At 49.6% G+C, this 24,794-nt stretch carries 23 protein-coding genes; 15 read left to right on the plus strand and 8 right to left on the minus strand.

Features of this window, described 5'->3' with window-relative positions; genetic code table 11:
* Positions 1-223 precede the first annotated feature (223 nt).
* From ACGHM3_RS03595 to ACGHM3_RS03625, 7 genes are all read left to right on the plus strand, one after another.
* A complete protein-coding gene (locus tag ACGHM3_RS03595; RefSeq protein WP_345420173.1) occupies positions 224-1,819 on the plus strand; it encodes an ABC transporter substrate-binding protein in 1,596 nt (531 codons plus the stop codon).
* Between the two features lie 11 nt (positions 1,820-1,830).
* On the plus strand, positions 1,831-2,835 hold the full coding sequence (locus ACGHM3_RS03600) for an ABC transporter permease subunit (protein ID WP_345420175.1): 1,005 nt from the start codon (positions 1,831-1,833) through the stop codon (positions 2,833-2,835).
* A gap of 3 nt (positions 2,836-2,838) precedes the next feature.
* Positions 2,839-3,732 carry an ABC transporter permease subunit gene (locus tag ACGHM3_RS03605; protein ID WP_345420178.1) on the plus strand — a complete coding sequence of 298 codons (894 nt, stop codon included), beginning with the start codon at positions 2,839-2,841 and terminating at the stop codon, positions 3,730-3,732.
* A 2-nt stretch (positions 3,733-3,734) separates the two neighbouring features.
* Positions 3,735-4,568: an ABC transporter ATP-binding protein gene (locus ACGHM3_RS03610; protein ID WP_345420180.1), complete on the plus strand. Its 834-nt coding sequence runs from the start codon at positions 3,735-3,737 to the stop codon at positions 4,566-4,568.
* Positions 4,565-5,407, plus strand: a complete 843-nt coding sequence (locus ACGHM3_RS03615) for a dipeptide ABC transporter ATP-binding protein (RefSeq protein WP_345420183.1) — start codon at positions 4,565-4,567, stop codon at positions 5,405-5,407. The genes ACGHM3_RS03610 and ACGHM3_RS03615 overlap by 4 nt, the downstream gene beginning before the upstream one ends.
* A 120-nt stretch (positions 5,408-5,527) precedes the next feature.
* Entirely contained in the window at positions 5,528-6,313 is a 786-nt protein-coding gene (locus ACGHM3_RS03620) for a sulfite exporter TauE/SafE family protein (RefSeq protein ID WP_345420186.1), read from the plus strand.
* Between the two features lie 3 nt (positions 6,314-6,316).
* Positions 6,317-7,042 (plus strand): sulfite exporter TauE/SafE family protein, encoded by a 726-nt coding sequence (locus ACGHM3_RS03625; RefSeq protein ID WP_345420189.1) that lies wholly within the window; start codon positions 6,317-6,319, stop codon positions 7,040-7,042.
* A 100-nt stretch (positions 7,043-7,142) separates the two neighbouring features.
* Here the strand turns inward: ACGHM3_RS03625 and ACGHM3_RS03630 are convergent, their stop codons facing one another.
* The 5 genes from ACGHM3_RS03630 to ACGHM3_RS03650 all read right to left on the minus strand — a co-directional run bounded on the left by ACGHM3_RS03630 (position 7,143) and on the right by ACGHM3_RS03650 (position 10,789).
* Positions 7,143-7,511, minus strand: a complete 369-nt coding sequence (locus tag ACGHM3_RS03630; RefSeq protein ID WP_345420192.1) for a hypothetical protein — start codon at positions 7,509-7,511, stop codon at positions 7,143-7,145.
* Positions 7,508-8,536, minus strand: coding sequence for a hypothetical protein (locus tag ACGHM3_RS03635; RefSeq protein WP_345420195.1), 1,029 nt, complete (start codon positions 8,534-8,536; stop codon positions 7,508-7,510). Before ACGHM3_RS03635 ends, ACGHM3_RS03630 begins: the two co-directional genes overlap by 4 nt.
* A 711-nt stretch (positions 8,537-9,247) precedes the next feature.
* Complete coding sequence (locus ACGHM3_RS03640; RefSeq protein ID WP_345420198.1) at positions 9,248-9,574, minus strand: hypothetical protein; 327 nt, start codon at positions 9,572-9,574, stop codon at positions 9,248-9,250.
* A gap of 2 nt (positions 9,575-9,576) precedes the next feature.
* Positions 9,577-10,080, minus strand: a complete 504-nt coding sequence (locus ACGHM3_RS03645) for a hypothetical protein (protein WP_345420201.1) — start codon at positions 10,078-10,080, stop codon at positions 9,577-9,579.
* A gap of 235 nt (positions 10,081-10,315) precedes the next feature.
* Positions 10,316-10,789, minus strand: a complete 474-nt coding sequence (locus ACGHM3_RS03650) for an Lrp/AsnC ligand binding domain-containing protein (RefSeq protein ID WP_345420204.1) — start codon at positions 10,787-10,789, stop codon at positions 10,316-10,318.
* A gap of 168 nt (positions 10,790-10,957) precedes the next feature.
* Here ACGHM3_RS03650 and ald point away from each other — a divergent pair, with 168 nt between their 5' ends.
* The 3 genes from ald (at position 10,958) to ACGHM3_RS03665 (ending at position 14,860) form a co-directional block, all read left to right on the plus strand.
* A complete protein-coding gene (gene ald, locus ACGHM3_RS03655) occupies positions 10,958-12,070 on the plus strand; it encodes an alanine dehydrogenase (RefSeq protein ID WP_345420207.1) in 1,113 nt (370 codons plus the stop codon).
* Positions 12,071-12,231: 161 nt separating this feature from the next.
* Positions 12,232-12,795, plus strand: coding sequence for an RNA polymerase sigma factor (locus ACGHM3_RS03660; protein ID WP_345420210.1), 564 nt, complete (start codon positions 12,232-12,234; stop codon positions 12,793-12,795).
* A complete protein-coding gene (locus ACGHM3_RS03665; RefSeq protein ID WP_345420213.1) occupies positions 12,788-14,860 on the plus strand; it encodes a VWA domain-containing protein in 2,073 nt (690 codons plus the stop codon). The genes ACGHM3_RS03660 and ACGHM3_RS03665 overlap by 8 nt, the downstream gene beginning before the upstream one ends.
* Positions 14,861-15,126: 266 nt before the next feature.
* Here ACGHM3_RS03665 and ACGHM3_RS03670 read toward each other — a convergent pair whose 3' ends face one another.
* The 3 genes from ACGHM3_RS03670 to ACGHM3_RS03680 all read right to left on the minus strand — a co-directional run bounded on the left by ACGHM3_RS03670 (position 15,127) and on the right by ACGHM3_RS03680 (position 18,410).
* Positions 15,127-16,302 (minus strand): DUF1501 domain-containing protein, encoded by a 1,176-nt coding sequence (locus tag ACGHM3_RS03670; RefSeq protein WP_345420216.1) that lies wholly within the window; start codon positions 16,300-16,302, stop codon positions 15,127-15,129.
* Positions 16,303-16,309: 7 nt separating this feature from the next.
* Positions 16,310-17,686 (minus strand): DUF1800 domain-containing protein, encoded by a 1,377-nt coding sequence (locus ACGHM3_RS03675; protein WP_345420219.1) that lies wholly within the window; start codon positions 17,684-17,686, stop codon positions 16,310-16,312.
* A 289-nt stretch (positions 17,687-17,975) separates the two neighbouring features.
* Positions 17,976-18,410 (minus strand): low molecular weight protein-tyrosine-phosphatase, encoded by a 435-nt coding sequence (locus ACGHM3_RS03680; RefSeq protein ID WP_345420222.1) that lies wholly within the window; start codon positions 18,408-18,410, stop codon positions 17,976-17,978.
* Positions 18,411-18,813: 403 nt separating this feature from the next.
* On the opposite strand from ACGHM3_RS03680, the gene ACGHM3_RS03685 reads away from it, so the two are divergent.
* The 5 genes from ACGHM3_RS03685 to ACGHM3_RS03705 all read left to right on the plus strand — a co-directional run bounded on the left by ACGHM3_RS03685 (position 18,814) and on the right by ACGHM3_RS03705 (position 24,793).
* The gene (locus ACGHM3_RS03685) at positions 18,814-18,990 is read left to right on the plus strand and encodes a hypothetical protein (protein ID WP_345420225.1); all 177 of its coding nucleotides are present in this window, start codon (positions 18,814-18,816) and stop codon (positions 18,988-18,990) included.
* Between the two features lie 666 nt (positions 18,991-19,656).
* Positions 19,657-21,303: an undecaprenyl-phosphate galactose phosphotransferase WbaP gene (gene wbaP / locus ACGHM3_RS03690; RefSeq protein WP_345420228.1), complete on the plus strand. Its 1,647-nt coding sequence runs from the start codon at positions 19,657-19,659 to the stop codon at positions 21,301-21,303.
* Positions 21,304-21,353: 50 nt separating this feature from the next.
* Positions 21,354-22,532, plus strand: a complete 1,179-nt coding sequence (locus ACGHM3_RS03695) for a glycosyltransferase (RefSeq protein WP_345420231.1) — start codon at positions 21,354-21,356, stop codon at positions 22,530-22,532.
* A gap of 42 nt (positions 22,533-22,574) precedes the next feature.
* Positions 22,575-23,678: a glycosyltransferase family 1 protein gene (locus tag ACGHM3_RS03700; protein WP_345420234.1), complete on the plus strand. Its 1,104-nt coding sequence runs from the start codon at positions 22,575-22,577 to the stop codon at positions 23,676-23,678.
* Positions 23,672-24,793, plus strand: a complete 1,122-nt coding sequence (locus ACGHM3_RS03705; RefSeq protein ID WP_390517759.1) for a glycosyltransferase family 4 protein — start codon at positions 23,672-23,674, stop codon at positions 24,791-24,793. The genes ACGHM3_RS03700 and ACGHM3_RS03705 overlap by 7 nt, the downstream gene beginning before the upstream one ends.
* The last annotated feature ends 1 nt before the right edge of the window (position 24,794 follow it).

The following is a 24,794-nucleotide window of genomic DNA, read 5'->3' on the forward strand; positions in this document are numbered from 1 at the left end:
CGCTTGGGCTCTGGCCCGTTGAGGGGTTTAACGAATTTCTCGTCCCATAAATCTATGAAGACTGCGAATATTTGGTCAGCTATTGCTGCCGGCTCGGCCGTTAAACGCCGTTTAGCGCATACATTAGTGTTTACTGGCCCCGCAGCGCGTATCATGCTGTAGCGCATGATCAACCTGCAGCATCGATGCTGCAGCCCCGAATTCTGGTGAAGGAACCGCTTACGTGAATGCCTCTTTGATTCGATCCGCATTATTGTCTTTAGCGTTGGCAGTGACGCTGCCCGCCCAAGCGGCCAAATCCCTGCTTTATTGCTCTGAAGGTTCACCGGAAGGCTTTGACCCGGCGTTGTATACCTCGGGCACCACCTTTGATGCCTCCAGCCGAGCGGTGTACAACCGCTTAGTGGAGTTTGTGCACGGCGGCACCGAGATAGAACCGGGCCTGGCCGAAAGCTGGGACATCTCTGAAGATGGCAAGGAATACACCTTCCATTTGCGTAAAGGCGTTAAATTCCATAAAACCCGTTTTTTTAAACCCACGAGAGACTTCAACGCCGACGACGTGGTGTTTACCTTTAAACGCCAGCTGGATAAATCCCACCCTTGGCACCAGTACACGCCGGGCACCTCTTGGGAATATTTTGAATCCATGTCTATGCCCAGTCTGCTGCAAGACGTGGTTAAAGTAGACGACTACACCGTTAAATTTATGCTTACCGCCCCCCAAGCCCCCATGATCGCCAATTTGGCCATGGATTTTGCCTCTATTATGTCTAAGGAGTACGCCGATACTCTGGCCCAGCAGGGCAAAAAAGAAATGCTTAATCAGCAGCCGGTGGGCACCGGGCCGTTCTTATTTTTGATGTATCAAAAAGACGCGGTGATTCGCTACCGCGCCCACGCCGATTACTGGGCGGGCAAACAACCCTTAGATGCTCTGATTTTTGCCATTACCACCGACGCCTCGGTACGCCTGCAAAAATTGAAAGCCGGCGAATGCCATATTTACCCTTACCCTAACCCGGCGGACATCGATTTAATTCGCGCCGATAAAAAATTAAAACTGGAAGAATTACAGGGCTTAAACGTGGGCTACTTGGCCTACAACACCCAGCAAGCGCCCTACGATAAGCCCGAAGTGCGCCGCGCGCTGAATATGGCCATCAACAAAAAAGCCATATTGGATGCCGTATTCCAGGGTGCCGGCATGGTGGCTAAAAACCCCATTCCGCCCACCATGTGGTCTTACAACGACGACGTAGTGGATGACGAATACAATCCAGAAAAAGCCAAGCAACTGTTGGCCGGGGCTGGGGTTAAAGATCTTTCGCTAAAAATTTGGGCCATGCCTGTGCAGCGCCCCTATAACCCTAACGCCCGTCGTATGGCTGAGTTGATGCAATCGGATTTCGCCAAAATTGGTGTGGATGTGAGCATTGTGTCCTATGAATGGGGTGAGTATTTATCTCGCTCCAAAGACGTTAAGCGCGATGGTGCAGTGCTCATGGGTTGGACCGGTGACAACGGCGACCCAGATAACTTCCTGGCGGTATTGCTCAGCTGCGACGCTGTGGGTTCATCCAACCGGGCGCAGTGGTGTAACGAAGAGTTCGAACAATTGATCCAAGAGGCCAAAACCCTCACCGATCAAGACGCCCGCACTGAGTTGTACAAAAAGGCCCAGCTAGTTTTTAAACAGCAAGCGCCCTGGGCCACCATCGCGCATTCTCTGGTATACAAGCCCATGTCTACTAAGGTGAAAAACTTCGTCGTAGACCCATTGGGGTATCACCGGTTTGATGGTGTGGATATCGAGTAACCTAGCGCTCTATGTTTAAGTTTATCCTCGGCCGGTTAGCGGTTCTCATCCCGACCTTTTTGGGCGTTACAGTAATTGCCTTTTCGTTTATCCGCTTACTGCCTGGCGACCCGTTAGAACTGCTGGCCGGTGAGCGGGGCATGTCAGCCGAGCGCAAGGCGGAGTTGATGCAGCAAATGGGGTTCGATCGGCCCATTTGGCAGCAGTATTTTAGCTATTTGGGTGATGTGCTCCAGGGCGACCTGGGGATTTCTTTTGCCTCAAAACGGCCGGTGCTGGAAGAGTTTTTAGCGCTTTTCCCGGCCACGGTGGAGCTGGCCTTTTGTGCCATTATCATTGCCGTGGCCGTGGGCATTCCCCTGGGTGTAATTGCCGCCAGCAAGCGTGGCAGTTTTGTGGATCAATCCATTATGGGGGTGGCTCTGGTGGGCTACTCCATGCCGATTTTTTGGTGGGGCCTGCTGCTGATTATTTTATTCTCTGGCACCCTGGGTTGGACGCCGGTTTCTGGCCGCATTTCTTTGCTGTATTGGGTAGAGCCGGTCACCGGCTTTATGTTGATAGACAGTATTCTCTCAGGCGAAGAGGGCGCGTTTCTATCGGCAATACATCATTTGGTGTTGCCCTCCATCGTGCTGGCAACCATCCCTCTGGCGGTCATCGCCCGCCAAACTCGCTCCGCCATGTTAGAGGTTATGGGTGAAGATTATGTGCGCACCGCACGGGCCAAAGGCCTTAGCCCCTTTCGGGTAATTGGTGTGCACGCCCTGCGTAACGCGCTTATCCCGGTGATTACCACCATTGGCCTGCAGGTGGGCGTGTTGCTGGCCGGTGCCATTCTCACCGAAACCATTTTCTCTTGGCCGGGTATTGGCAAGTGGCTTATCGATTCCATCACCCGGCGCGATTACTTTGTGGTGCAAGGCGCGCTGCTGTTAATTGCCGGAATTATCATGCTCGTTAATTTAACCGTAGATGTGCTCTATGGGTTTATTAATCCTCGGATTAGGAACTAACCCATGACCACAACAACCGTTACCGTCGAACAAGAACGCTCTGCCCTGCGCGAGTTTTGGTTTTATTTTTCGCAAAACAAAGGCGCCGTGGTGGGCTTGGTGGTGTTTGCCGCCCTGGTGGTGGTGGCCGTATTTGCCCCAATTATTGCCCCGCACCCGGCGGATTTTCAGTACCGAGATCACTTTTTAATGCCGCCGGCCTGGGCCGAGGGCGGTTCTAGCCAATTTTTGTTGGGCACCGATGCCGTTGGCCGAGATATGTTATCGCGCCTTATTTATGGCGCCCGCTTTTCGCTGTTTATTGGCTGCGTGGTGGTGGCGTTTACCCTGCTCGGCGGCGTGGTGCTGGGCTTAGTTGCTGGCTACGCCAAGGGTTGGGTAGATACCGTTATTATGCGGGTAATGGACCTTATTTTGGCGTTCCCGGCGCTGCTGTTGGCGTTGGTGTTGGTGGCTATTTTAGGCCCCGGTTTAATCAACGCCATTATCGCCATCGCCTTGGTTTACCAACCGCATTTTGTGCGTTTAACCCGGGCCGCAGTACTGGCCGAGGGCAACCGCGAATACGTGGTGGCGGCCAAGGTGGCTGGTAGTAGTCATCTGCGCTTAATGTTTTACACCATTCTGCCCAACTGTTTAGCGCCCTTAATCGTGCAGGCAACGCTGTCGTTTTCTAACGCCATTTTAGATGCAGCCGCCCTGGGCTTTTTGGGGATGGGGGCGCAACCGCCTACACCGGAGTGGGGCACTATGTTGGCCGAGGCGCGGGAGTTTATTTTGCGCGCCTGGTGGGTGGTGACCTTTCCTGGCATTGCTATTTTAGTCACCGTGCTGGCCGTTAATCTGGTGGGCGATGGCCTGCGCGACGCGCTAGACCCCAAACTGAAGCGGAGTTAATTGTGGCCCTGTTACAAATCGACAATCTCGTCGTTGAATTTGCCACCGCCAGTGGCCCGTTTCGCGCCATCAATGGCGTGAGTTATCGGGTAAACAGTGGCGAGGTTATGGCCATTGTGGGCGAATCTGGTTCCGGTAAATCCGTGGCAATGCTGGCCATTATGGGCTTGCTGCCCAATACCGCCACGGTAACCGCCGATAACATAATGTTTGATGGTCAAGATTTACAGGCGCTGTCGCCCAAGCAACGCCGCACCCTGGTGGGCCGTGAAATCGCCATGATCTTCCAAGAGCCCATCGCCTCGCTTAACCCCTGTTTTAATATCGAATTCCAACTCAACGAGGCTTTGACAGCCCACACCGATTTACCGCGCAAGGCCCGTAAAGATCGCTGCTTAGAATTACTCAACGATGTGGGAATCCCCGAGGCCAAAAGCCGATTAAAAAGCTACCCTCACCAGTTATCCGGCGGCCAGTGCCAGCGGGTAATGATCGCCATGGCTATCGCTTGCTCGCCCAAATTATTAATCGCCGATGAGCCAACCACGGCGTTGGATGTCACCATTCAAAAGCAAATTTTGGAGTTGCTGCTTAACCTTCAGCAGCAAACCGGCATGGGCCTGATTATGATTACCCACGATATGGGTGTGGTGGCCTCTACTGCCGATAGAGTGGTGGTGCAATACAAAGGTAATTTAATGGAAGAGGCGCCGGTTCTGGAATTATTTGAATCACCGCAAAACCCCTACACCAAAGCGTTGCTTTCGGCCCTGCCGGAAAACGCAACGGGCGACCGGCTGCCCACTGTGGCTGATTTTGCGGGGGGCTTATCATGAGTGAGCCTGGCAACGTCAATGGCCAAACGGTATTGGAAGCCAGAAACATCACCCGGGATTACCATCAATCCGGTGGTTTGTTTGGCAAACAAAAAACCGTACAGGCGCTCAAAGGGTTAAGTTTTTCGGTGAAAAAAGGCAAAACCCTGGCCGTGGTGGGGGAATCTGGTTGTGGTAAATCTACCCTGGCGCGCATTCTCACGTTAATTGACCCGGCCACCACCGGCGAGCTACTCATCGATGGCCAAGCCATTGATATTCGCCAGCAAAAGCTGACACCAGAACTGCGCCGCAAGGTGCAAATCGTGTTTCAAAACCCCTACGGCTCGCTCAACCCTCGGCAAAAAATTGGCAAGGTGTTGGAAGAGCCGCTGTTGCTCAATACCGATAAGTCGGCTGCGGAGCGTAAACAACTGGCCATGGAAATGCTGGATAAAGTCGGCCTAGGGGCGGAGCACTACAATCGTTACCCGCATATGTTTTCCGGAGGTCAGCGCCAGCGGGTGGCTATTGCCAGGGCGTTAATGCTAACCCCCAGTTTGTTGGTGTTGGATGAGCCGGTATCCGCCTTGGATTTATCAGTACAGGCACAAATTCTCAATTTGCTGGCGGATTTGCAAGACGAGCTAAACCTTACCTATGTGTTTATCAGCCACGATCTGTCTGTAGTGAAATACATCGCCGATGAGGTATTGGTGATGTACTTTGGTGAAATTGTAGAATACGGCAGCCGGGACGATGTGTTCACAGCCCCCAAGCACGAATACACGCAAACCTTGTTCGCCGCCACACCCAGGGCGGATATCGAAAGTATTCGGGCGCGGGTTAGCAAGGCTTAGACTTAAGCGTTTATTTTAGGGCAGCCAAATGGCTGCCTTTTTCGTTGTTGTTTTTTCTTTTTTGATTTGTTTTTTGTCGTTTTTTTAAAGCCGGGTTTTGCCGGTATCTAAGGCAGTACTATGTCTGATTTAACCTTGCTCCAGCATGTGCTGATTGGGCTGATTTTTGTGTGGAGCGGCTTGGTACGTTCCGGTTTGGGGTTTGGTGGCTCGGTAATGGCGTTGCCATTTTTGCTGCTGATATTAGATGAGCCCCTGGTGTTTTTGCCCATTGTTAGCATTCATTTGCTGTTTTTCGCCGGTCTTACTGTTTGGCAAAACAACCGCGCCACGTTGATGGGCGGCATTGAAGCTGAGGCCAACAGCACAGTGGATTGGCAATACCTGTGGAAGGCCCTGGGTATAATGATTATCCCCAAATTGCTGGGGGTGTTCGGCGTAATCGTACTGCCAAATACGTTAATGACCGCCGCCATCTACATCATTGTGGGTGCCTATTCGCTGTCTTATATTTTTAATAAACCGCTTAAAAGTAAATCCCGCTTGGTGGATGGCTTCTTTTTAATGCTAGGCGGCTACATCAGCGGTATTTCTCTCATCGGCGCGCCGTTAATTATCTCGGTGTTCGTTAACCACGTAGATAAACACAAACTGCGCGATACCCTATTTGTGCTGTGGATTATTCTAGTCACCATAAAAATGGCGGCGTTTGTGGTGGCTGGCGTGGATCTGCAGCTGGCTTCGCAGTTGTGGTTGTTGCCCTGTGCTGCCGTGGGCCATGTTATTGGCCTGCGCATCCATCGCCGCTTGGTCAACTCCGATACCAAAGTGTTTATGCAGGTGGTTGGCTCCGCTCTGTTGGTGATCAGTTGCATTGGTTTGTATAACGCCTGGGCGGCGCACTGAACCATGCCGGAAATCCTCTTATTAAACTTTATCGTTTTTTTGGGTGCTCTGGTGCAGGGCATTATCGGTTTTGGCTTGGGCGTGGTTAGCGCCTCCATCATCTTCTTAATCAACCCAGAGTATCTGCCGGTTCCATTGATCATGTTATCGCTGGTTATGATGACCATGGTGTTGATGATCAACCGCACCGAGCTGGCGTTCGATTTAGTGCGCTGGCCCATGGTGGGCCAAACCGTGGGCGTGGTAGTGGCCGCCTGGGTGGTGGCCTGGTTGGATCGCAGCTGGTTTGGCTTTATCTTTGCGCTGCTACTGTTGCTGGCCGTGTGTCTAACGCTGTGCCGCATACGGCTGGCCATCAACCCAATCACCGGCTCCATTTGCGGTTTTATATCCGGCTTTAGTGGCACCATCGTCGCAATAGGTGGCCCGCCTATGGCGCTGCTCTACCATTCGTTACCGCCCAAGGTAATCATCACCAATCTATCAACCTACTTTTTGCTGGGCTGTATTATTTCGCTGGTCACGCTGGGGTTGTTTGGCCGAGTCAGTTGGCACGATGTAGAGCTCACCGCAAAGCTTATCCCTGGCATGCTGGTGGGCTACTACGTTTCCCGCCATGTCATTCAATACGCAAAACCTATAGTGATTAGAACGCTAACCCTGGGTGGTAGTGGCGGGGTGGGGCTGTATTCTTTGATTAAATACGGTGGTGAGTTGTTGGCGCGGTAGCGCAGACTAGTACGACACAGACTGAAGAATTGAACGGGGTATGCTAGCCAGAAGCACAAAGGACTTTTTAGGGGTAAGCCCAGTCGATCAATTATAAGGTTCAACCAATACCCATAATGAATCCGCTTAAACCCACAATCAAAAATGAGTAGCCTGAAATCATAAATAGCAAACCTAGTGTCTTGTCTTTTGGTTTGGCGTATTTGCGTACCAGTTCCACTGCGAAAAGTGGATCATTTGGCAGGTTCCATTTACCTAAAGGCACCACAATGGCGTGGCTGTACCAGACCGCTCGAGCACCTATACCGTCCCACTTTGCTGGCCTTGTGCCCAGGTCGCGTTTTATATCACGCTCAATCCTTGCCATGCTGATTCGCGCAAAGGCAATCCAGAAAATAGCCAATAGAACAAAGCTGGTTAAGAATAAAGAAACGAATATATAGTCCTCCAGCGTGTAGACTTTACTCATCGTTGTAAGTCCCAAATCAAGTCGGCGGAATATTTGCCGATGCCATCAAATGTCATTCCCACCGTAAAACCGGTTAGCAACCCTACACCGATAATCACGCCTAGCACAGTCCATCCTAGTGGCCCGGCAAGAGTCAATGACGACGCGGCGGCCAGCCAAGTTCCGCCCGCAATAACGGCCTTGCCGGCATATATACCCGCTGCACCGCCTAGGCCAAATCCCACCATCTGCCGTGCGCTTTCACGCATCCAGTCGCCACCGGCGTCATGGATATCGTAAACTTCTTTAACCCTAAGTCCTGCGTCCACCGCAACAGCTGCGTTACCGACGACATTCATAATTTTGCCACAATACCCAAGCCAACTGGCCTCTATGCGGTTAGCTACCTTGAGGCGTGGGTCTAATTTTGACGAATTGGGGTTTCTGCTAGCGAGGGTCATACCTCGTTCGGCGTTGCTGAGTGCGTCGCCTCTGTTTTTATTGCGCCAGGCCAGTGGGGCGTATTTTTCAAGCTCCGTGGCATAGGCTTTCTCTAGCGCCTCGTAGGCCAGCCGCACCTTTTCTTTGGCTTGCTGTTTTGCAGCGGCGGGGCCACGGCCATGACGATTATTGCGCGTTAACTGCCACAACTCTTTTAGGGCGGTTTGGTATTCCACAATCTTAATTTCAAACGAGCTCAACCGTGCCGCAGCCGCCGTAGAGGCCGCGCCGACGAAAGAATTCAGTCGGTTCATGTTATCTTCGGTGAAGTAGCGGTACATAAACTTGGCGAGGGCGATACTTTCTTCTTGCGCATAGCGGACGATATCCACCACAGCAAAGCGTTGATTGGCCGGCAAGCTGTTAATATGGTTAATTATAGAAGAATTAGCCGCCGTGGCAGCTGCATTCGTATAGGCTTTGCAGCGATCCAGTGTGGTATCGGCGGACACATGGTTGGCTTGGCAGAATTGCAACATTGCCTCCGGCCCTAAAGCCAGTTCAGTTATAGAGGTTGGTCTTTGGGTAAAAGCGAATTCTGTCATGCCTCACTCCTTGTGGCTGTTTTTGACTGTGATTATTGTCTGGCGCGGTGGCTAACCATTCAGATTGGCTGGCGCCACCATTTATTAGCTTTGAAGAATAAATGATGAGAGTGTTTTTCAATAGTCAGTAGCCTGCCCTCATGTAGAAACTGTGACGTATTTCTTAAGCTAGGTGGGAAATGCACTGCTGGTGTTAATACTTTATGCCGCTCTGGGGCGGAGTTTATTAAGCCTTTTGGGCCAGCTAATTACCGCTTTTCTGGGGCGTGCGCAGTACGGGGCGATCGCCACCTTTGAATGTCATAGGTTGGCCAATCTGAATGGGGGATTTGTAGTGGGGAGAGCTCAACTGTTGGGTTGCTCACTTGCCACAGGCTAAGCAATTAATTTTCTATGTCGTATATTTTGCCTAGTCTTGCTATTGTGTTGGCAAGGCTTGTCGAAACACCGAAGGCCTTCAGGTTTATCTCAGGCTCGCTACGCATTATTAATAATAAATTACTTAGGTTACTTTGCAGATTCTTACCTCTATTGTGAGTGTAACTTGCTTCGAATGTTTTGGGATAGAAAGCCTACCTAAAAGTCGGAAATAGTGTGTGGTAAAATCGAGTGTTGTGTGTGCCCATTAGTAAAGGGTTTTGGGGAGATAAATATTTTTCTCATAAAAAATAGCTACATGTTTGGACTATTGTTTGCTGAGTTGATGCTAAGTTACATGCCCATTGACGCAAGTTCAAAGCGAGTTTTCATGCCAATGGCAGCTCCTTTTAAGCATGTGTAGTAATGTTCGTCTTTGTTTCGGAATTGTCTCAGTATTGCGTCTCTAGCTTGTTTGCTTGCCCATTTGATTACTCCTCCCGCGAAATGTGGTCTTGGTACCAAATCTAAGGAAGAGCCACAGGAGTTGCTCCTTCTCAGGAGTTTTTCAAGTAGTTCCAATATGCCTAAGTTTATATTCCACGTTTCAGCTTCCTTTCCATAGATTTTTTTAAGCAGTTGCTGAAATTCTCTAATTTCCGTATCAGATAGGTCTGGCATTTTCAAGTCCTGTTGGTTAGTTTGATCTTGTTGAAAATAGCATTGGTGTTGTGCTGTGAGTCTTCACCTTCTGATATCACTTCAATGACAAAATCGAGATCTGGAGAGGTAATGTATAACTTAGTTTCTTGATGATTTTCTAAGAAATAGACCTTGATACCGCCTTTCTCTTTGGCCGATATTGTGTAATCTTCCAACGAAGAAATTAGCGAGTTTTCGACGGTCCCCTCTGGGCTAGAAAAAACAGAAGTAAAAAACTCAAAAGGACTTTTGTCAGAGCCAGTAGCAGTTATTTCGGCGTGATTAATTACTCGGTAGACAAGTAGTGGGGTTTGCTGAGCGACAAACATTGGTCCGTTTCCAAGTACCGTTCTTTCGCTGCTGACCGGGATGGGGACATCAATTTTATTGTAAAATGAGAGCTGTTCGTCGGTCGAAGCGCAGCCGCAAAGTACAAAAGCTAGTAACGCCGTTATGACAAATAGTTGTGTAGGTGGTTTTATCACAGGGTCTCCTAATGGCGATTGCGCCTGCCCTTCGCATTGCGGACTAAAATAGGCATAATTTTGTGGCAATCCAGGATAAATGATGACAGCGCCTTTCTATAGCCGGTGTTCAACCTGCTTATAAGGATTGTGACATATTTCCGCCAGTTAGCGGCAAATTACCCGTTGGTATTAATACTCTAATCCGCATTTTAAGCAATAGTATTAAGCCTTTGAGGTGGAGTGGTAAGCCGGCTTAATTCCCATAACTCACCGGCACTTCTAACGTGTCTTTCACTTCTTCCATCACCACATAACTGGTGCATTCCACCACGCCGGGTAGGGTGAGTAGGGTTTCGCCGTAGAATTTACGGTAGGCGCGCATATCTTCCACCCTGGCTTTAATAAGGTAATCAAAGCTGCCGGATACCAAATAGCATTCCTGCACCTCGGCCAGGGCTTGGGCCGCCTCTCTGAATTTGTCGAAAATATTTTTCGGCTGGCGGGCTAGGCGAATATTGATAAACACCACCATGGCGGCTTTTAGGTAGGTGGGGTTGATCAACGCGGTGTAGCCACGAATCACGCCTTCCTTTTCCAGTCGCTTTACTCGCTCTATACATGGGGTGGCGCTAAGGCCTACCTGGCGCGCTAATTCGGCATAGCTAATACGGCCGTCTTTTTGCAAGGTACGAACAATGTTGCGGTCGATTTTGTCCAGGTCGTGCATGGCAGTTACTCGGATGAAGTGGAATCCACTGACTGTTTGCAGTTTACAACCTTAAATACCACTGATTCCACTGCGGTGGGCCGATAAATAGTGTGAATTGCATTATTTCGAATCGATATGATGGTGGAATTCGTTGTTATAAACCTAGTCTGAGCTGAGGGTGCTGATATGTTAATTGGTGTGCCAAAAGAGATTAAAAACCATGAGTACCGTATTGGCTTAACGCCCGCGGGTGTGCGTGAGCTTGTGGCCGCGGGCCATCAAGTTATAGTGCAGGCCGACGGCGGCACCGCTATTGGTTTTACCGATGAGCTCTACCAGGCTGCGGGCGCCACTATTATTGCCAGTGCCGATGAAATCTTTGCCACCGCCGAGATGATCATAAAGGTGAAAGAGCCTCAGCCGGAAGAATGCAAAAAGCTACGCCCCGGCCAGTTGCTGTTCACTTACCTGCACCTAGCACCAGACCCAACCCAAACTCAATTGCTGGTGGACTCCGGTGCGAGTTGTATTGCCTACGAAACCGTTACCGCACCTGGTGGTGGTCTACCCTTGTTGGCGCCTATGTCTGAGGTGGCCGGCAGAATGTCCATCCAGGCCGGCGCTCACCATTTGGAAAAAGCCCAGGGTGGGTTGGGTGTGTTACTCGGTGGTGTACCGGGCGTTGCCCCAGCGGATGTACTCATTGTGGGTGGCGGCGTTGTGGGTACCCAAGCCGCGCGTATGGCTGTGGGCATGGGCGCTAACGTCACGATTTTAGATCGCTCGCTACCGCGCCTGCGCCAATTGGACACCGAATTTAACGGCCGGGTTAACTGCGTGTATTCCACGGTGGATGCGCTAGAGACCCTAACTGCCCAGGCAGATTTGGTGGTGGGTGCCGTGCTTATTCCCGGTGCGGCTGCGCCTAAATTGATCACCCGTGAAATGGTTGCCAATATGAAACCCGGCGCCGTGATGGTAGACGTGGCCATTGACCAAGGCGGTTGCTTTGAGACCTCCAAGCCCACCTCTCACCAAGAGCCTACCTATGTGGTAGATGGCGTGGTGCACTATTGTGTAACCAATATGCCCGGCGGTGTAGCACGTACCTCTACCATGGCGCTCACCAATGCCACCCTGCCGTTCGCCCTACAGCTGGCAAACAAAGGCCTGGGCGCAGCCGTTGCCGCAGATCCACACCTAATGGCCGGCCTTAACGTGCACGATGGTAAGGTAACCTACCAAGCCGTGGCGGATTCTTTGGGTTACGACTACGTCGATCCCAGCACGCTATTTTAACTGATGACTGATTGCCGCTGATCGTCATTAAACGCTTTGTCTTCAACTTTGGCCCTTGAATTTTTATAATTTCAGGGGCTTTTTTTATTTTGCCCAAGGATTTGCCAAGCCTCTTCGTCTAACAATAACTATCGAAACGAAACCAGGGTGTGCGCACACCAATGCAATCCGATCAACCGCCGCCAAGGCGGCAGCTACCGGCATTAGATGCACAGATAAAAGCGGCTCAGCAGGGCAGTGCCACGGCCTTTGAGGCGGTGTTTGATGCATGCTACGACGTACTGTATCGCTATGCGTTTCAGTGGGCGGGTAACGCCGCCGATGCCGAAGATATCGCCCAGCTGGCGGCCATAAAACTGGCCAAAACCCTCAAGCAATTTAAGTTCGAGTCGCAATTTACCACCTGGCTTTACCGCCTAGTGGTAACCACCGCCATCGATTGGGCCCGCGCTAATCGACGGCATCAGGGCCAAGAGCCCGCTGCTAATTCCCCGGAGGAATCGGTAACCCATGGGGGCTTTAGTGCGGTGTATTTACAACAGCTAATTAACCAGGTGGCGCAGATGGGGGAGGGCTTTAAGGAAGCCGTTATTTTGGTGCTTGGCGAGGGCTTCTCCCACAAAGAGGCCGCCCAGGTACTCAAAGTAAAAGAATCCACCGTCTCTTGGCGCATACACGAAGTGCGCAAACAACTAAATCAACACTCAGGAGGTTGCCATGACTGACCCCAAGCAACCCTCAAACCATTCCCCAATGGATGACCTTACCCAGCAGATGGCGCACACCCCGCCACCGAGCAGCGCCGCCAAAGCCGCCGCCCGGCAGGCCGCTTTAAAAGCCTTTGCCGAGCAATCCGCCAATCACCACCAAGGATTTTGGGCGCGGTTGCGTCTTACCCTCAACAATCGTTCGCAAGAGGGTAACGCAATGCAGAAAAAATGGATCTACAGTGGTGCTTTAGCCAGCCTATGCGTGGTGGGCATGACGGCTGTGCTAGTAAAAACCACCCAGCCAGAATTAATGGTACCGGTGCAATCCGGCGTTGAACCCAACGCGCAGGCCACCACAGAAGCCCTGGCTGAAGCGAAGGCAGAAGTAAAGCAAGACGCGAGCTTAGCCGCTGAGTTAGAGGCCCCGTCGGAGGTGCAGATGGAGCCGGAAGTAGCCATGGATATGGCAGCACCGCAAGCCATTGCCGCTGAGCCATCAAAAGCGCTGCCGGCAAAACGGTTAGGAACCAAAGAGCTGCGCCAAACTGCAAAATCCAAAGCCGCCGAATTTGCACCCAGCCTAATGGTGCGGCCAGCGCCACAAAACATCCTTGGCGATGCCACAACGTCTGGCCCAGTTATCCAAGGCGAGGATGAATTTACCGAGTTTAAAACCAACCCGGTAACCAAAGTAATGGATCAGCCGGTATCGACCTTCTCCATTGATGTGGATACCGCCTCCTACAGTTTTGTGCGCCGGCAATTAAACCGTGGCCTGATGCCGCAAAAAGATGCCGTTCGGCTAGAAGAAATGGTCAATTACTTTGATTACCAATACCCGCTACCAGCCAATAAAAATGAGCCATTTAGCACGTACGTAAACGTGGTGGAATCGCCGTGGAAGCCGGGCAACAAGCTGGTGCATATCGGTATTAAAGGTTACCAGATCGAGCGCAATGCACTGCCCAAATCCAACCTCGTATTTTTATTGGATGTTTCTGGCTCCATGGGCCAGGCAGACAAACTGCCCTTGGTAAAACAATCCATGGAGCTACTGTTGTCGCAGCTCAACCCAACCGATACAGTAGCCATCGCCGTATACGCCGGCGCAGCGGGTACCGTGTTGCCACCCACGCCGGTGCAAGACAAACAAACCATTATGCAGGCCCTAAACAACCTGCAAGCGGGCGGCTCCACCGCCGGGGGCGAAGGTATACAGCTGGCGTACCAACTGGCAGAAGCTAACTACGATAAAAACGCAGTAAACCGAGTGATACTGGCAACCGATGGCGACTTTAATGTGGGCATCGCCAACCAGCAGGAGCTAAAAGGGTTTATCGAACGCAAACGCGACAGCGGTATTTATCTATCGGTGCTGGGTTTTGGCCAGGGGAATTACCACGATAATTTAATGCAGAGCTTGGCGCAAAACGGCAACGGTGTAGCTGCCTATATCGATACTCTAAGCGAGGCGCAAAAGGTACTGGTACACCAAGCTACCGCCACACTGTTTACCATCGCCAAAGACGTAAAAATTCAAGTGGAGTTTAACCCCGCCACCGTGGCGGAATACCGCCTGCTTGGTTTCGAAACCCGCATGCTGGAGAAACAAGACTTCAATAACGACAAAGTCGACGCCGGCGATATTGGCGCAGGCCACACCGTAACCGCTATTTATGAAATTACCCCAGTGGCAAGTGAAAACAAGCTGATAGATAACCCGAGATACGCTAGCAATAAGCCAGAGCAGGGCGACACTGTCGATAACGAAAATGCCAACGAATACGGCTTTGTAAAACTGCGCTACAAATTGCCCGATGAGGACAACTCAAAATTAATCAGCCTGCCAATCCTTATCGACCAACCGCAAACGGATAATAAGTTGCAGCAAGAGGTCAACTTCAGCGTGGCAGTGGCGGGCTTCGCCCAACTATTAAAAGGCGGCACCTACACCGGCAACTGGCAATACGACGATGTTATTAGCCTGGCGCAAGCCAATAAAGGCGAAGACGAATACGGCTACCGCACGGAGTTTATTCAACTGGTGCGCAAGGCAAAAATGGCTAAGGCGTTGCCTTAGTGATATCAAAGGCAATACTAAAAGCGATGCTAAAAAGTAATGGAAAAGTAATGCCAAAAGTAACGGCTTAGCCACACTTAACAGGTGGCCGGGCCAAGCCCGGCCATGGGCTGAACTTGGCAATCCAGGCCACAACGAATGCAGAGGCAAGCAGAGGCAAGCAGAGGCAAGTAGAGGCAAGTAGAGGCAAGTAGAGGCAAGCAAAAGCAGGTTCGGCAGGCTAACAGGTCAAAAAGATAGGTAAAAAGGCTAAGTGGCCAAAAAGCCTAGGTAACAATATCTTCAACACCTACAGCCATATCCACCCCAGGGAAGATTCTAGCCACCTGGCTATCGCTAATGCCAAATTGCCCGCGCGACACGCCGGCTACATAGCGCCGCACATCCACCGTGGGTAGCAAATCCCTATTTTGATAAAGCTGGCCTTCACCCAGCCCCGGCCATTTGCCATACACTTTGCCACCGCGTACGCCGCCGCCCGCCATAATCATCAAGCCGCCTGTGCCGTGGTCTGTGCCGCCGGTGCCGTTCTCGCGGGCGGTTCTGCCAAACTCGGTAATGGCTAAAATCGTGGTGTCATCCCAGGTTTTACCAAGGGTTTTGCGCATGTGTAGCAGGCTTTCGGTCAGCTCCTTCATTGGGCGCACCAGCGTATTTTGCTGGTTTTTGTGGGTATCCCAGCCGTTGATGGTAAACGAGGCCACTCGGGTATCGCCCAGCAACTGCTGTGCTAGGTAATCAGCCACCTGCAAGTAACCTGGCAGGGGCGCTTCTCCTTTGCCGGCTTTGCTGCGCAGGGCTTTGGTTTCCTCCAAAAGCTCAAAGGCCTGGGCGGCGGTGGGGTGCAGAAGTGGATCATCCTCGTACATTTGCGCCATCAGCCGTTGGCCCTGGCTGCTTAAATTAACGTTGGTTTTAGGAAACCAGCGGGTAATAGGGGCTTGGCCAGTGAGTATGATTTCGCCCTCCCGGGCAACAGAAAACCCAGTGCGAGGGCCATGGCTGGGAATGCTCGCTAAAAAACGGTTAAGCCAGCCAGATTGCTTATCCACTCCGGTGGGAATACTACTTAACCCACACTCTAAAAAATCCTGCCCCTCAAAATGGCTACGTTTATCGCGGTAGGGCGTGGCAACGGCATGCACAAATGCCAGGGATTCCTCCCGCCACAGGGGCATCAAGTTGCTGGCTAGGGGGTGTAGCTGGTAAAAATCGGTCAACGCTGGGCCAGGTTTATTGCCCAAGTTCGGCCGTAATGTTGAGAGGTGAGGGTCGCCCACCGGCCGAACCACATCCAGCCCATCCATAGCCCCGCGCAGAACAATCACCACCAGCCGGCTATCCGTGGCGGCATTGGCCAGTAAAACCGGGTTCATCAACAACCCGCAGGATGCTATGGCCAGTTTAAGGGAGGTGCGGCGCGTAATATCGGTGTTAGCCATGGTTACCTCAATGCCGTTGAAAAGCCGGGGACATTAACAAAAGCGCAATGGCCTCTTTTTTGGTTTCGGCGGCTTTCACCGCCCAGCGAACCCCATCATCAGCCAATGGCCCTAGGGCATTGGCGAGTACCTCGCTGGGTTCTAAAGGGTTTACAAACTGCCGGGTTTGCACGCGCAAAGCCCAGCGCAAACGCTCAGATACCGTATTTGGCGAAACCCATTCCGGGTTGGTTTTGGGCCACCCGTTAGGCCCACTGGGCTGGCCCCAACGTTGGCCCATTCTGGCCATAGCGTTAAGCATTTCGCGATTAAAGGCCTTACCATTTTGCTTGGCGCTAGCCACTAAGGCCTCTGGTTTAACATCCAGGGCGCGTAGCGCGCTCACCATATACTCAATGGGCCGCTTAACCTTAAACAGGGTAGAAGACATAGAAAGCGGATAATTCAACAAAACCTCGTAAAGTGCCAATAGGCTGCCGTTGTTGGCTAAGTAAGCCTTGGTCATTTTGCGCACTAGGTTTTTGGGTGGGTCATCCATCAAAAAGTGCTGGGCCATCTTAAAAGCCAGGTGCTCTGCGGTGGCCTTGCGGGTTGCAAGCTCCGCCAAAAAAGAGCGAATATCGGCCTCGCGGTTGGCATCGCCAGTGGTTTCAAACCCCATAAACGCCAGTGGTCCGGGCTCTTGTAGGCGAGGGTTGAACACGGTTTCTTGGCTTGGGCTAAGCGTTGTACCTGCCAGCAATTTGGCAAAAGTTCTTACATCCTGCTGGCTGTAGCCTGCTTGCACGCCAAGCGTATGGAGCTCCAAAATCTCACGAGCCAAGTTCTCGTTTAGGCCGCGTTTATTGTTTCTTTTTGCCGCTTGTGAATTAGGTCCTGTGGACTGTCCCTGATCTAAATATAGGATCATCACCGGATGCAGGATCGCTGCTTGTAACATCTGAGTGAAACTTGAGGCTATATTCGGCCGAATTGCTGTATCGATATATGCACTAGGTTTTAAGCCGTTACCAACCACTGAGAAGTGGTCTGCCCAAAACCAAGTCAGTCGTTCCTTGAAACCGCAATCGGATGCAACACCACGAGCGAGGTTGCAGCTGTAGTCTTCAATACGCATCTGCTGGGTAGAGTTGCGCATAGTATCTCTTCGGGCTTTCAGTTCTTCCTTTGTGATCTCTTTTTTCTGTCGGAGCGTTTTTAACTGTCGTATTTCACGTGAGTTCTTTTGCACGGCGGGCATCCCGTGGATAGGGAAGCTACTTTCTACTGTATCTGGGCCAGTGAGACTTTTAATCATGTCATCGGTGGAGTTCGAGGGGCGAGAGGCTACAGAAAGGCCTGTACCAAAACGAACTTCCGCGATTGTAGGGTCAAATTTGGGCATATTAGAGCTAAGGCTCAAAAAGTGGTAACGGGGGGGGCAGGTACAACACTGCGCAAGGGTTAGTCTATAAGCAAATACCTACAGTTCAAAATCTGTCGCAGATCGAATCGCATGGTTTTGTGAGTGCGGTTGCTGGCAGCGCCGCCCTCTGCTTGTTTCACTGTTTGTAACTAAAAGGAGCGGACTATGACGGAGGGCTCTGGCATTCACGGAAGCCGATGGTTGCCGGCTCGCCAAAGCTCGACTGGCATCCGGTGGTCTAATGGTGGGCATAAAGAGGGTGGTTGCCCTACAAATACTTCAACCAATCATCCGTATACTTATCTATTGATCTGTAAACATGCTCAAACGCCTCGCGGCTCTTCCGATAAGGATCCGCTACGGTTGCGTTGTTATGCCATTTGCCCAGCAAAAAGGTTTTGCCGCTTACCTGAGGCGCCATGGAGCTTATGGTATTGGCCATCTCCTGGTCCATGGTCAAAATTAAATCGGCCTTCATCAGGTGGTCTGTGCGTATCTGCCGGGCTTCATGGGGGCTGGCGTCCACACCGTGCTCGCTCAGCAATAACCCTGCAGAGGCATCGATTGGCTTACCCACTAAAGCGCTCAGGCCAGAGGAGGAAACAACCACATTGCTGCCACGCAGTTTATGTTTCATTAAGTATTCGGCGGTGGGGCTGCGGCAGATATTGCCGATACAAACAAATAGAATTGAGTTAAACATTTTCTCGGGTGTGGTCTACTGTAAAACGGCTGTTATTTGGGTGGTAGGCGGCATGCAAATGTCGCCATAGAGCATGCTAAAGGATAGCAAAACAACGCATTATTGCGCAGCAAATAGTGTTGTTGGGCAAGACCTGGCTGCTATGCGGGCAATAAATGTTCGATCTTGCAGCCACAATAAGTGTAAAGATTTGTTCGTTGCAAGGTGGTGTCTAGGAAGAGGGGTTCGCCGAAAGTCTATACCTAGGCTCTTTGGGGCTGAACCCGCCCGATCATTACGTAAAAAAACAATCTAGCCGTTGCCATTTGTTGGCATAGTGCTAGCATTAAGGCCGTAGACTCTGTCAAACCATTTATTTGGTGCTTGTCCCTCTTACCAATCTCTATTTTAAAGGTCAAAAGCCATGAACACTGTTATCAAAGCTGTTGGTTCACTTATGTTGGTCGCTTTAGTCGGCCTTGCCCACGCGCAATCAGAAAAGGTTCCTACTACCATGGAGCCTGGTACGGTAGGCACTGAAAGTAGTACAAGCACAACCACCACAACTACCACTACGACCACCACCGGTGGCCCTCAGTAAAGCAAGCCGCCCGCCCTGAGCCAAGTAAAATGCGCCGAACTAACCCCGGCGCATTTGCTTTGCTGTCCTCCGTTCTAAACCTCTAATTTGATTACCCTTTACGCCGCCGGCATGTGCTGTAACACGTAGCACTGGCGCCCCATGCGTTGGCTTGTTCTTTACGAGTTGCCAGGCGTGCCAATTCCGCATTGACTCGGTCTAACGGTGTAAATAAGTATCGGTTAGGTTGGCTTTGAAAAGAAAGCTGTATATTATCCACGTAAGTCTATTAGGTGGTTTTAGGTTTGGTCTGCCGCTACTGAAAGCTAATAAGGCAAGCCTTTAGAATGCAGCTTGAAGCTGCTGAAACATTTATCCCGTGAAGCAATGTGGGTCTTAAAACCCTAGTATTGTTAGCTCCTTCACTCAAAGGCGAGGTGTACAAGTTATGTACACAGCCCAGGGCTTGGTTTTTACAAGGAATTTTTGTGCGCCAGCAATGCTGGTGAACAAGTCAGATAACTCTGGCACAAGTAGGCAAGATGCTTAACTGGCTCAATCCATCATAAAAATTACATTGATTGCCTGCATATTGGTATACGCGTGGTGCTCATTTGGCATCGCTGGGTATTTAAACATGTGGAATTTATGCCATTAAATTGGCGCGGAATGATGGGGTGCTTACGAATGGGCAGTGAACAAGTTTATGCGGTGGAATCTAGCGCTGCGAAACAGGAGAGCGAGGCTAGCAACGAGCCTGCTGAGTACAGCCTCTCTAGTATGTTAAAGAGCTTGGCCAGGGGTAATCGGCCTAGCAGCCCTATTAGTAATAGCCACTGGGGTAAAGGCCGCCAAAAAATGATAATGCACATCGCTACCGATGTGGCCACGTTTAGCGCGTGTGTGTTATTGGCGTATATTGCGGTGATGTTGGTGAAGGGTGCGGTGTTCACCAGTACGCCTAATTTGGCAATACAAGATGTAAGCCTTGTAGCTCCTATCGTGTTTGGCCTTCCTTTGTTATTTCTTATCTATGTTTGCCGTCAAAAAGGCCACTACAGCCGTTTCAAAGGTTTTTGGGAAGAGTTTGGTGAGTTCCTGCAGGTCAGCGTTGCGGTTGCTGGTATTTCAGTTGCGCTGTTATTTTTTACGCAAGAGAACTTCTCTCGCCTATGGTTGGGTTTAACTTGGCTATTGGCAATCGGTGCAATGCCGGTCGCCCGCTGGTTGCTAAAACAATGGCTTATGGGGCGCGGCAAGTGGTTGACCCCCACCATTGTTATAGGCGCCGGTAGTAATGCCAAAGAAAGTGCATTAGCCATAGAAAGTAACGTACTCATGGGCTTTGAAGTGGTAGGTCTTATCGACATAGAACAGGCCCTAGAACAGGCCCTAGAACAGGCTAACCCAAGTGACTTGCCTGCTAACGTGCCCGTTTACGACCCACACAGATGCGAAACCCGTGAATTCCCCATGGCCAATTTCGTTAATGGCCGTATAAGCCTTCAGGGCAACTACAAAGTTGAGGATTGCTACATTGTTCTGGCCTTGGATGCTGAAGATTACAAAACGCACAGCAAGTGTTTGGAAGAGCTGGCAACCCATCGTAAAAATCTAAGTGTTATTCCACCGCTGCGCGGCCTGCCTTTGCTAGGCTCGGAGATATCGCCAATCTTCCGGCATGAAGTCCTGCATGTACGTATTCGCAATAACTTAGCCTCAAGAACCCCAAGGATGATAAAGCGAATTTTTGATGTGGTTCTCTCAGGTAGTGCGTTGTTAGTGTTGTCTCCGCTTTTTGTATTTTTATACTTCCGTATCAGCAAAGACGGCGGGTCGCCTTTCTACAGTCAAAAACGAGTTGGCAAAAAAGGCAAAATGTTTAACTGTTGGAAGTTCCGTTCCATGCACCGCAATGCAGATAAACTTCTAAAAGAGATTCTCAATAACGACGAAGATTTACGTAAAGAATTTGAGGCTACACAGAAGCTGAAAGAGGATCCGCGTGTAACAGAGATTGGTAAATTTATTCGTAAAACCAGCATCGATGAGCTGCCGCAGTTATGGAATGTGTTTGTAGGTGAAATGAGCCTTGTGGGCCCGCGCCCAGTTCGGGAGGACGAGCTAGAGTTGTACGGCGTGCAAGGTAAATACTATTTAGAAACTCCACCGGGTATCACAGGGTTATGGCAAATTAGTGGGCGTAATGACGTTGGCTATGATACTCGAGTAAATTTAGATACTTGGTATGTGCGTAATTGGTCTCTTTGGTATGACATTACTATATTAGCCAAGACAGTAAGTGTGGTGGTTTTCCAGAAGGGTGCATACTAAATGAGCATTGCTTTAAATTAATTAGAGAATCGTTTTTAAAGAGGGAATTTGTGGGTCAGGATGAAGTTGCAAAGGCTTTGGGGTCAGAAAATATAGGTCTCTCGGATGCTCTTAAAGGTAAGAAAGTAGCTATAGCTCATTACTGGCTGGTTAATATGCGAGGCGGTGAAAAAGTGCTTGAGTCATTGTGTGATCTTTTTCCGGGAGCTGATATTTATACGCATGTTTACGATGAAAAATCAATAAGCTCAAAAATTAAATCGCATTCGATTTTCACAACTTTTATAAGCAGGCTGCCTTTCGCAAAGCGGTTATATAAGTTTTACCTTCCACTGATGCCCTTCGCTTTTGAGCGGATTGATTTGACTGGCTATGATTTGGTTATCTCCTCTGAGTCGGGGCCAGCAAAATCAGTGATACCTTCCCCTACGGCTGTTCACATATGCTATTGCCACTCTCCTATGCGATACATATGGGACCTGCATTACCAATATAGGGGAGAGCTAAACTTTTTTGCGGCCGGATTTTTGTCGATAGTGTCCCACTTTTTGAGGATTCAGGATGTAAGCTCATCTTCCAGAGTTGATCATTTTGTAGCAAACTCCAAGTTCGTTGCCAAAAGAATTAATAAATACTATAGGCGAGATTCTTCGGTTATACATCCCCCGGTAGATGTTGAGAGCTTTTCTACCTCCAGTTTTGCTAGGGAGCAGGGTAAATATTATCTGGTGGCGGGAGAGCTTGTAGGCTACAAAAAAGTGGACCTAGCAGTTGAGGCTTTCAATAAACTGGGTGAAAGGCTCGTGGTTATCGGTGGCGGCTCGGAGTTGGATCGTCTAAAGCAGCTTGCCAGTGATAATGTAGAGCTTAAAGGCAAGGTATCTCAATCAGATTTTATTTCGTACGTTCAAGGTTGCAGAGCGCTAATTTTTCCGGGAGAAGAAGACTTCGGCATTGTTCCAATTGAGGCAATGGCAAGTGGCAAGCCCGTGTTGGCTTATAAGTCAGGCGGGGCCTTAGACTATGTTATACCTAATAAAACCGGCAATTTCTTTAAGGAGCAGTCTGTAGAAAGCCTTATTTCCTGCGTGGAACATTTTGAGCAAGAGGAAGCTCATTATTCAACTAGTGAAATAAAGGAGTTCGCCCAATCATTTACACAAAGTGTTTTTAAAGAGAAGTTCAAGAGCTTAGTGTCTCAAGCCATTCAAGATGAAGCTTGTTTATAAAACATCCTTGAATTCGACTATTCCTTTTTGAAAGAAGAGTATATGGATATTGTTATAAACGGAAGATTTCTAACCCAGAATATAACGGGGGTTCAGCGTGTAGCGCGTGAGATTCTAGTCGAGATCGATAGGATGGCTGCTGCCGGCGAGATTGCCGTGCCTCGTCTCGTAGTCCCGGCTAGTGCTAGTATCATTGAGCCTCCAAATTTGGAGGCTATGAAACTTGAATCGATCGGTGCCGGGCAAGGGCACTTTTGGGAGCAAATTAGTTTACCTTTGATTGCCAAAAAGAGTGTGTTGCTGTGTTTGGGGAACACGGCCCCCATATTGAGCCTAAAAAGGAAAAAATCTCCAGTCGTGGTGATGGTTCATGACTTGTCTTACAAGTATTTCCCTAATGCTTACAGCAAGACGTTCAAAATACTTTATAGCTTTATAATTCCAGAGGTTTTGAAGAAAGCGGATAAGGTTGTAACGGTTTCTAAAGCTGAGCAAACAGCAATATCAAACTGTTATCCGTTTATTGCTGGGAGTGAAAGGTTTTCTTACTTGCAGAATGGTGGTGTTGCGGATTACATAGCGGAAGACGCAATTGATGAGGAGTTACCTACATTCAGCGGCCGGGAATACGGCCTTTACGTGGGCTCGCTGACAAAGAGAAAGAATGCGGAAGGGTTGCTGAGTGCAGTAGTTGATTTTTTATCATCTTACCCGGATATGCGATTTGTAATCATTGGTGCTAACGGAGCAAGTTTTGAACATGTTTCCTATGACATTCCATCGGAATTAGCGGATAGGATTGAATTTTGGGGGCAGGTTAACGACAAAGAAATAATCTATAACGCCTATCGCAAAGCCAAGTTTCTATTATTTCCTACTTTTTATGAGGCCTCCCCTCTACCACCTATCGAAGCTATGACTTTTGGTTGCCCTGTCGTTGCCTCAAGAATCCCAAGTCTGGAAGAGCGGTGTGGTAATGCCGCCACGTATTGTGATCCTGCTGATGTGAAGACGATAAAAAGGGCTATAGCTACTGTAATGAAGGAAAACGATTGGGTGACTTTGAGTAGAAAATCAAGAATGTGGGTGACACGATATTCATGGAAAAAACAAGCTAAAGGCTTGGTAGAGTTATGTAAATGTTAAAGGATGGACGACCAAAAGTTAGGATAGTGCATGAAACTAACCCAGAAAAATACTTTCCGGCTCTGTTTCTACTAGAAAAAGAAGGCAGAGTTGATTTAAGGGGGGCGTATCGCTACAGCGTATGTAAAGAATGGCTCCGAGCAGGTATATTGGATAAGACATCTTTAGTTAAGAGAACAAGAAATGCCTTTCACGACCTCATGTTCAGGTTTCGGCTAAATGCAATATCCGGTGAAACTATAATTCTCGGGTTTGCGCCATGGGATTGGCGTATCCTAATTTACTCTTTTTTAGCAAGAAAAAATATCATTATCTATCATACGTCATGGCATGATTGGCGTATTGCTTCGACGCCTAGGCAACCGAAGCCGGCTTTTGTTTGTACCTTAATAAGGCGTTTTTGGATCAATTTTTTATTGAAAAAGAACGTCCAAGTTGTCGCTGTTACGCCTTTGGTCGCGCGAAGTTTAAAAAACGAAATTGGGGTTGATTCAATAGTAATACCACACGCCGTGCCAAATATTTTTTTTGAGCTTGCACGTGAAAATAATAGCCCGGTGGTGGATAAACTCAAACTACTTTACGTTGGCGAGGTATCTGAAAAAAAGGGTATTCGTACGCTATTAAATCTTATGAAAGAAATAGATCTCAAAAACGTTGAGTTGACTGTGATTGGCGACGGAAATTTGGTTTCAGAGGTGGTAAATACATCTCTACCCATTACATACAGAGGTCCTATTTGGGACAGAAAGGAGTTAGCATCGATAATGGCTGAGCACGATGTATTGATGGCCCTCTCTAGAAGAACATCGGTGTGGGAGGAGCTCTTCGGTATAGTCATAATTGAAGCGCTAGCTATGGGCTTAGCTGTAATGGCGAGCGATCATGTGGGCCCGAAAATGATATTATCTGAGGCAGATTGTTTAGGAGTCTACGGAGAGGATGACCAGCACCTAATTGTAGAACAGATCAAAACCTTCCTGAATGTGCCCGGGTCGTTAGTCCATTTCCAAAGTCTCCAGCGTGGTATCGCAGATTCTTATAGAATTGACTCCATCGCTACTAATTGGTTGGAAGTGATAGAAATGCGAGGAAATGCAGATGAGGTTGTTTAGT

The organism is Halioxenophilus aromaticivorans, assembly GCF_042850945.1.
In the GTDB taxonomy this organism is placed as follows: Bacteria; Pseudomonadota; Gammaproteobacteria; order Pseudomonadales; family Cellvibrionaceae; genus Halioxenophilus; species Halioxenophilus aromaticivorans.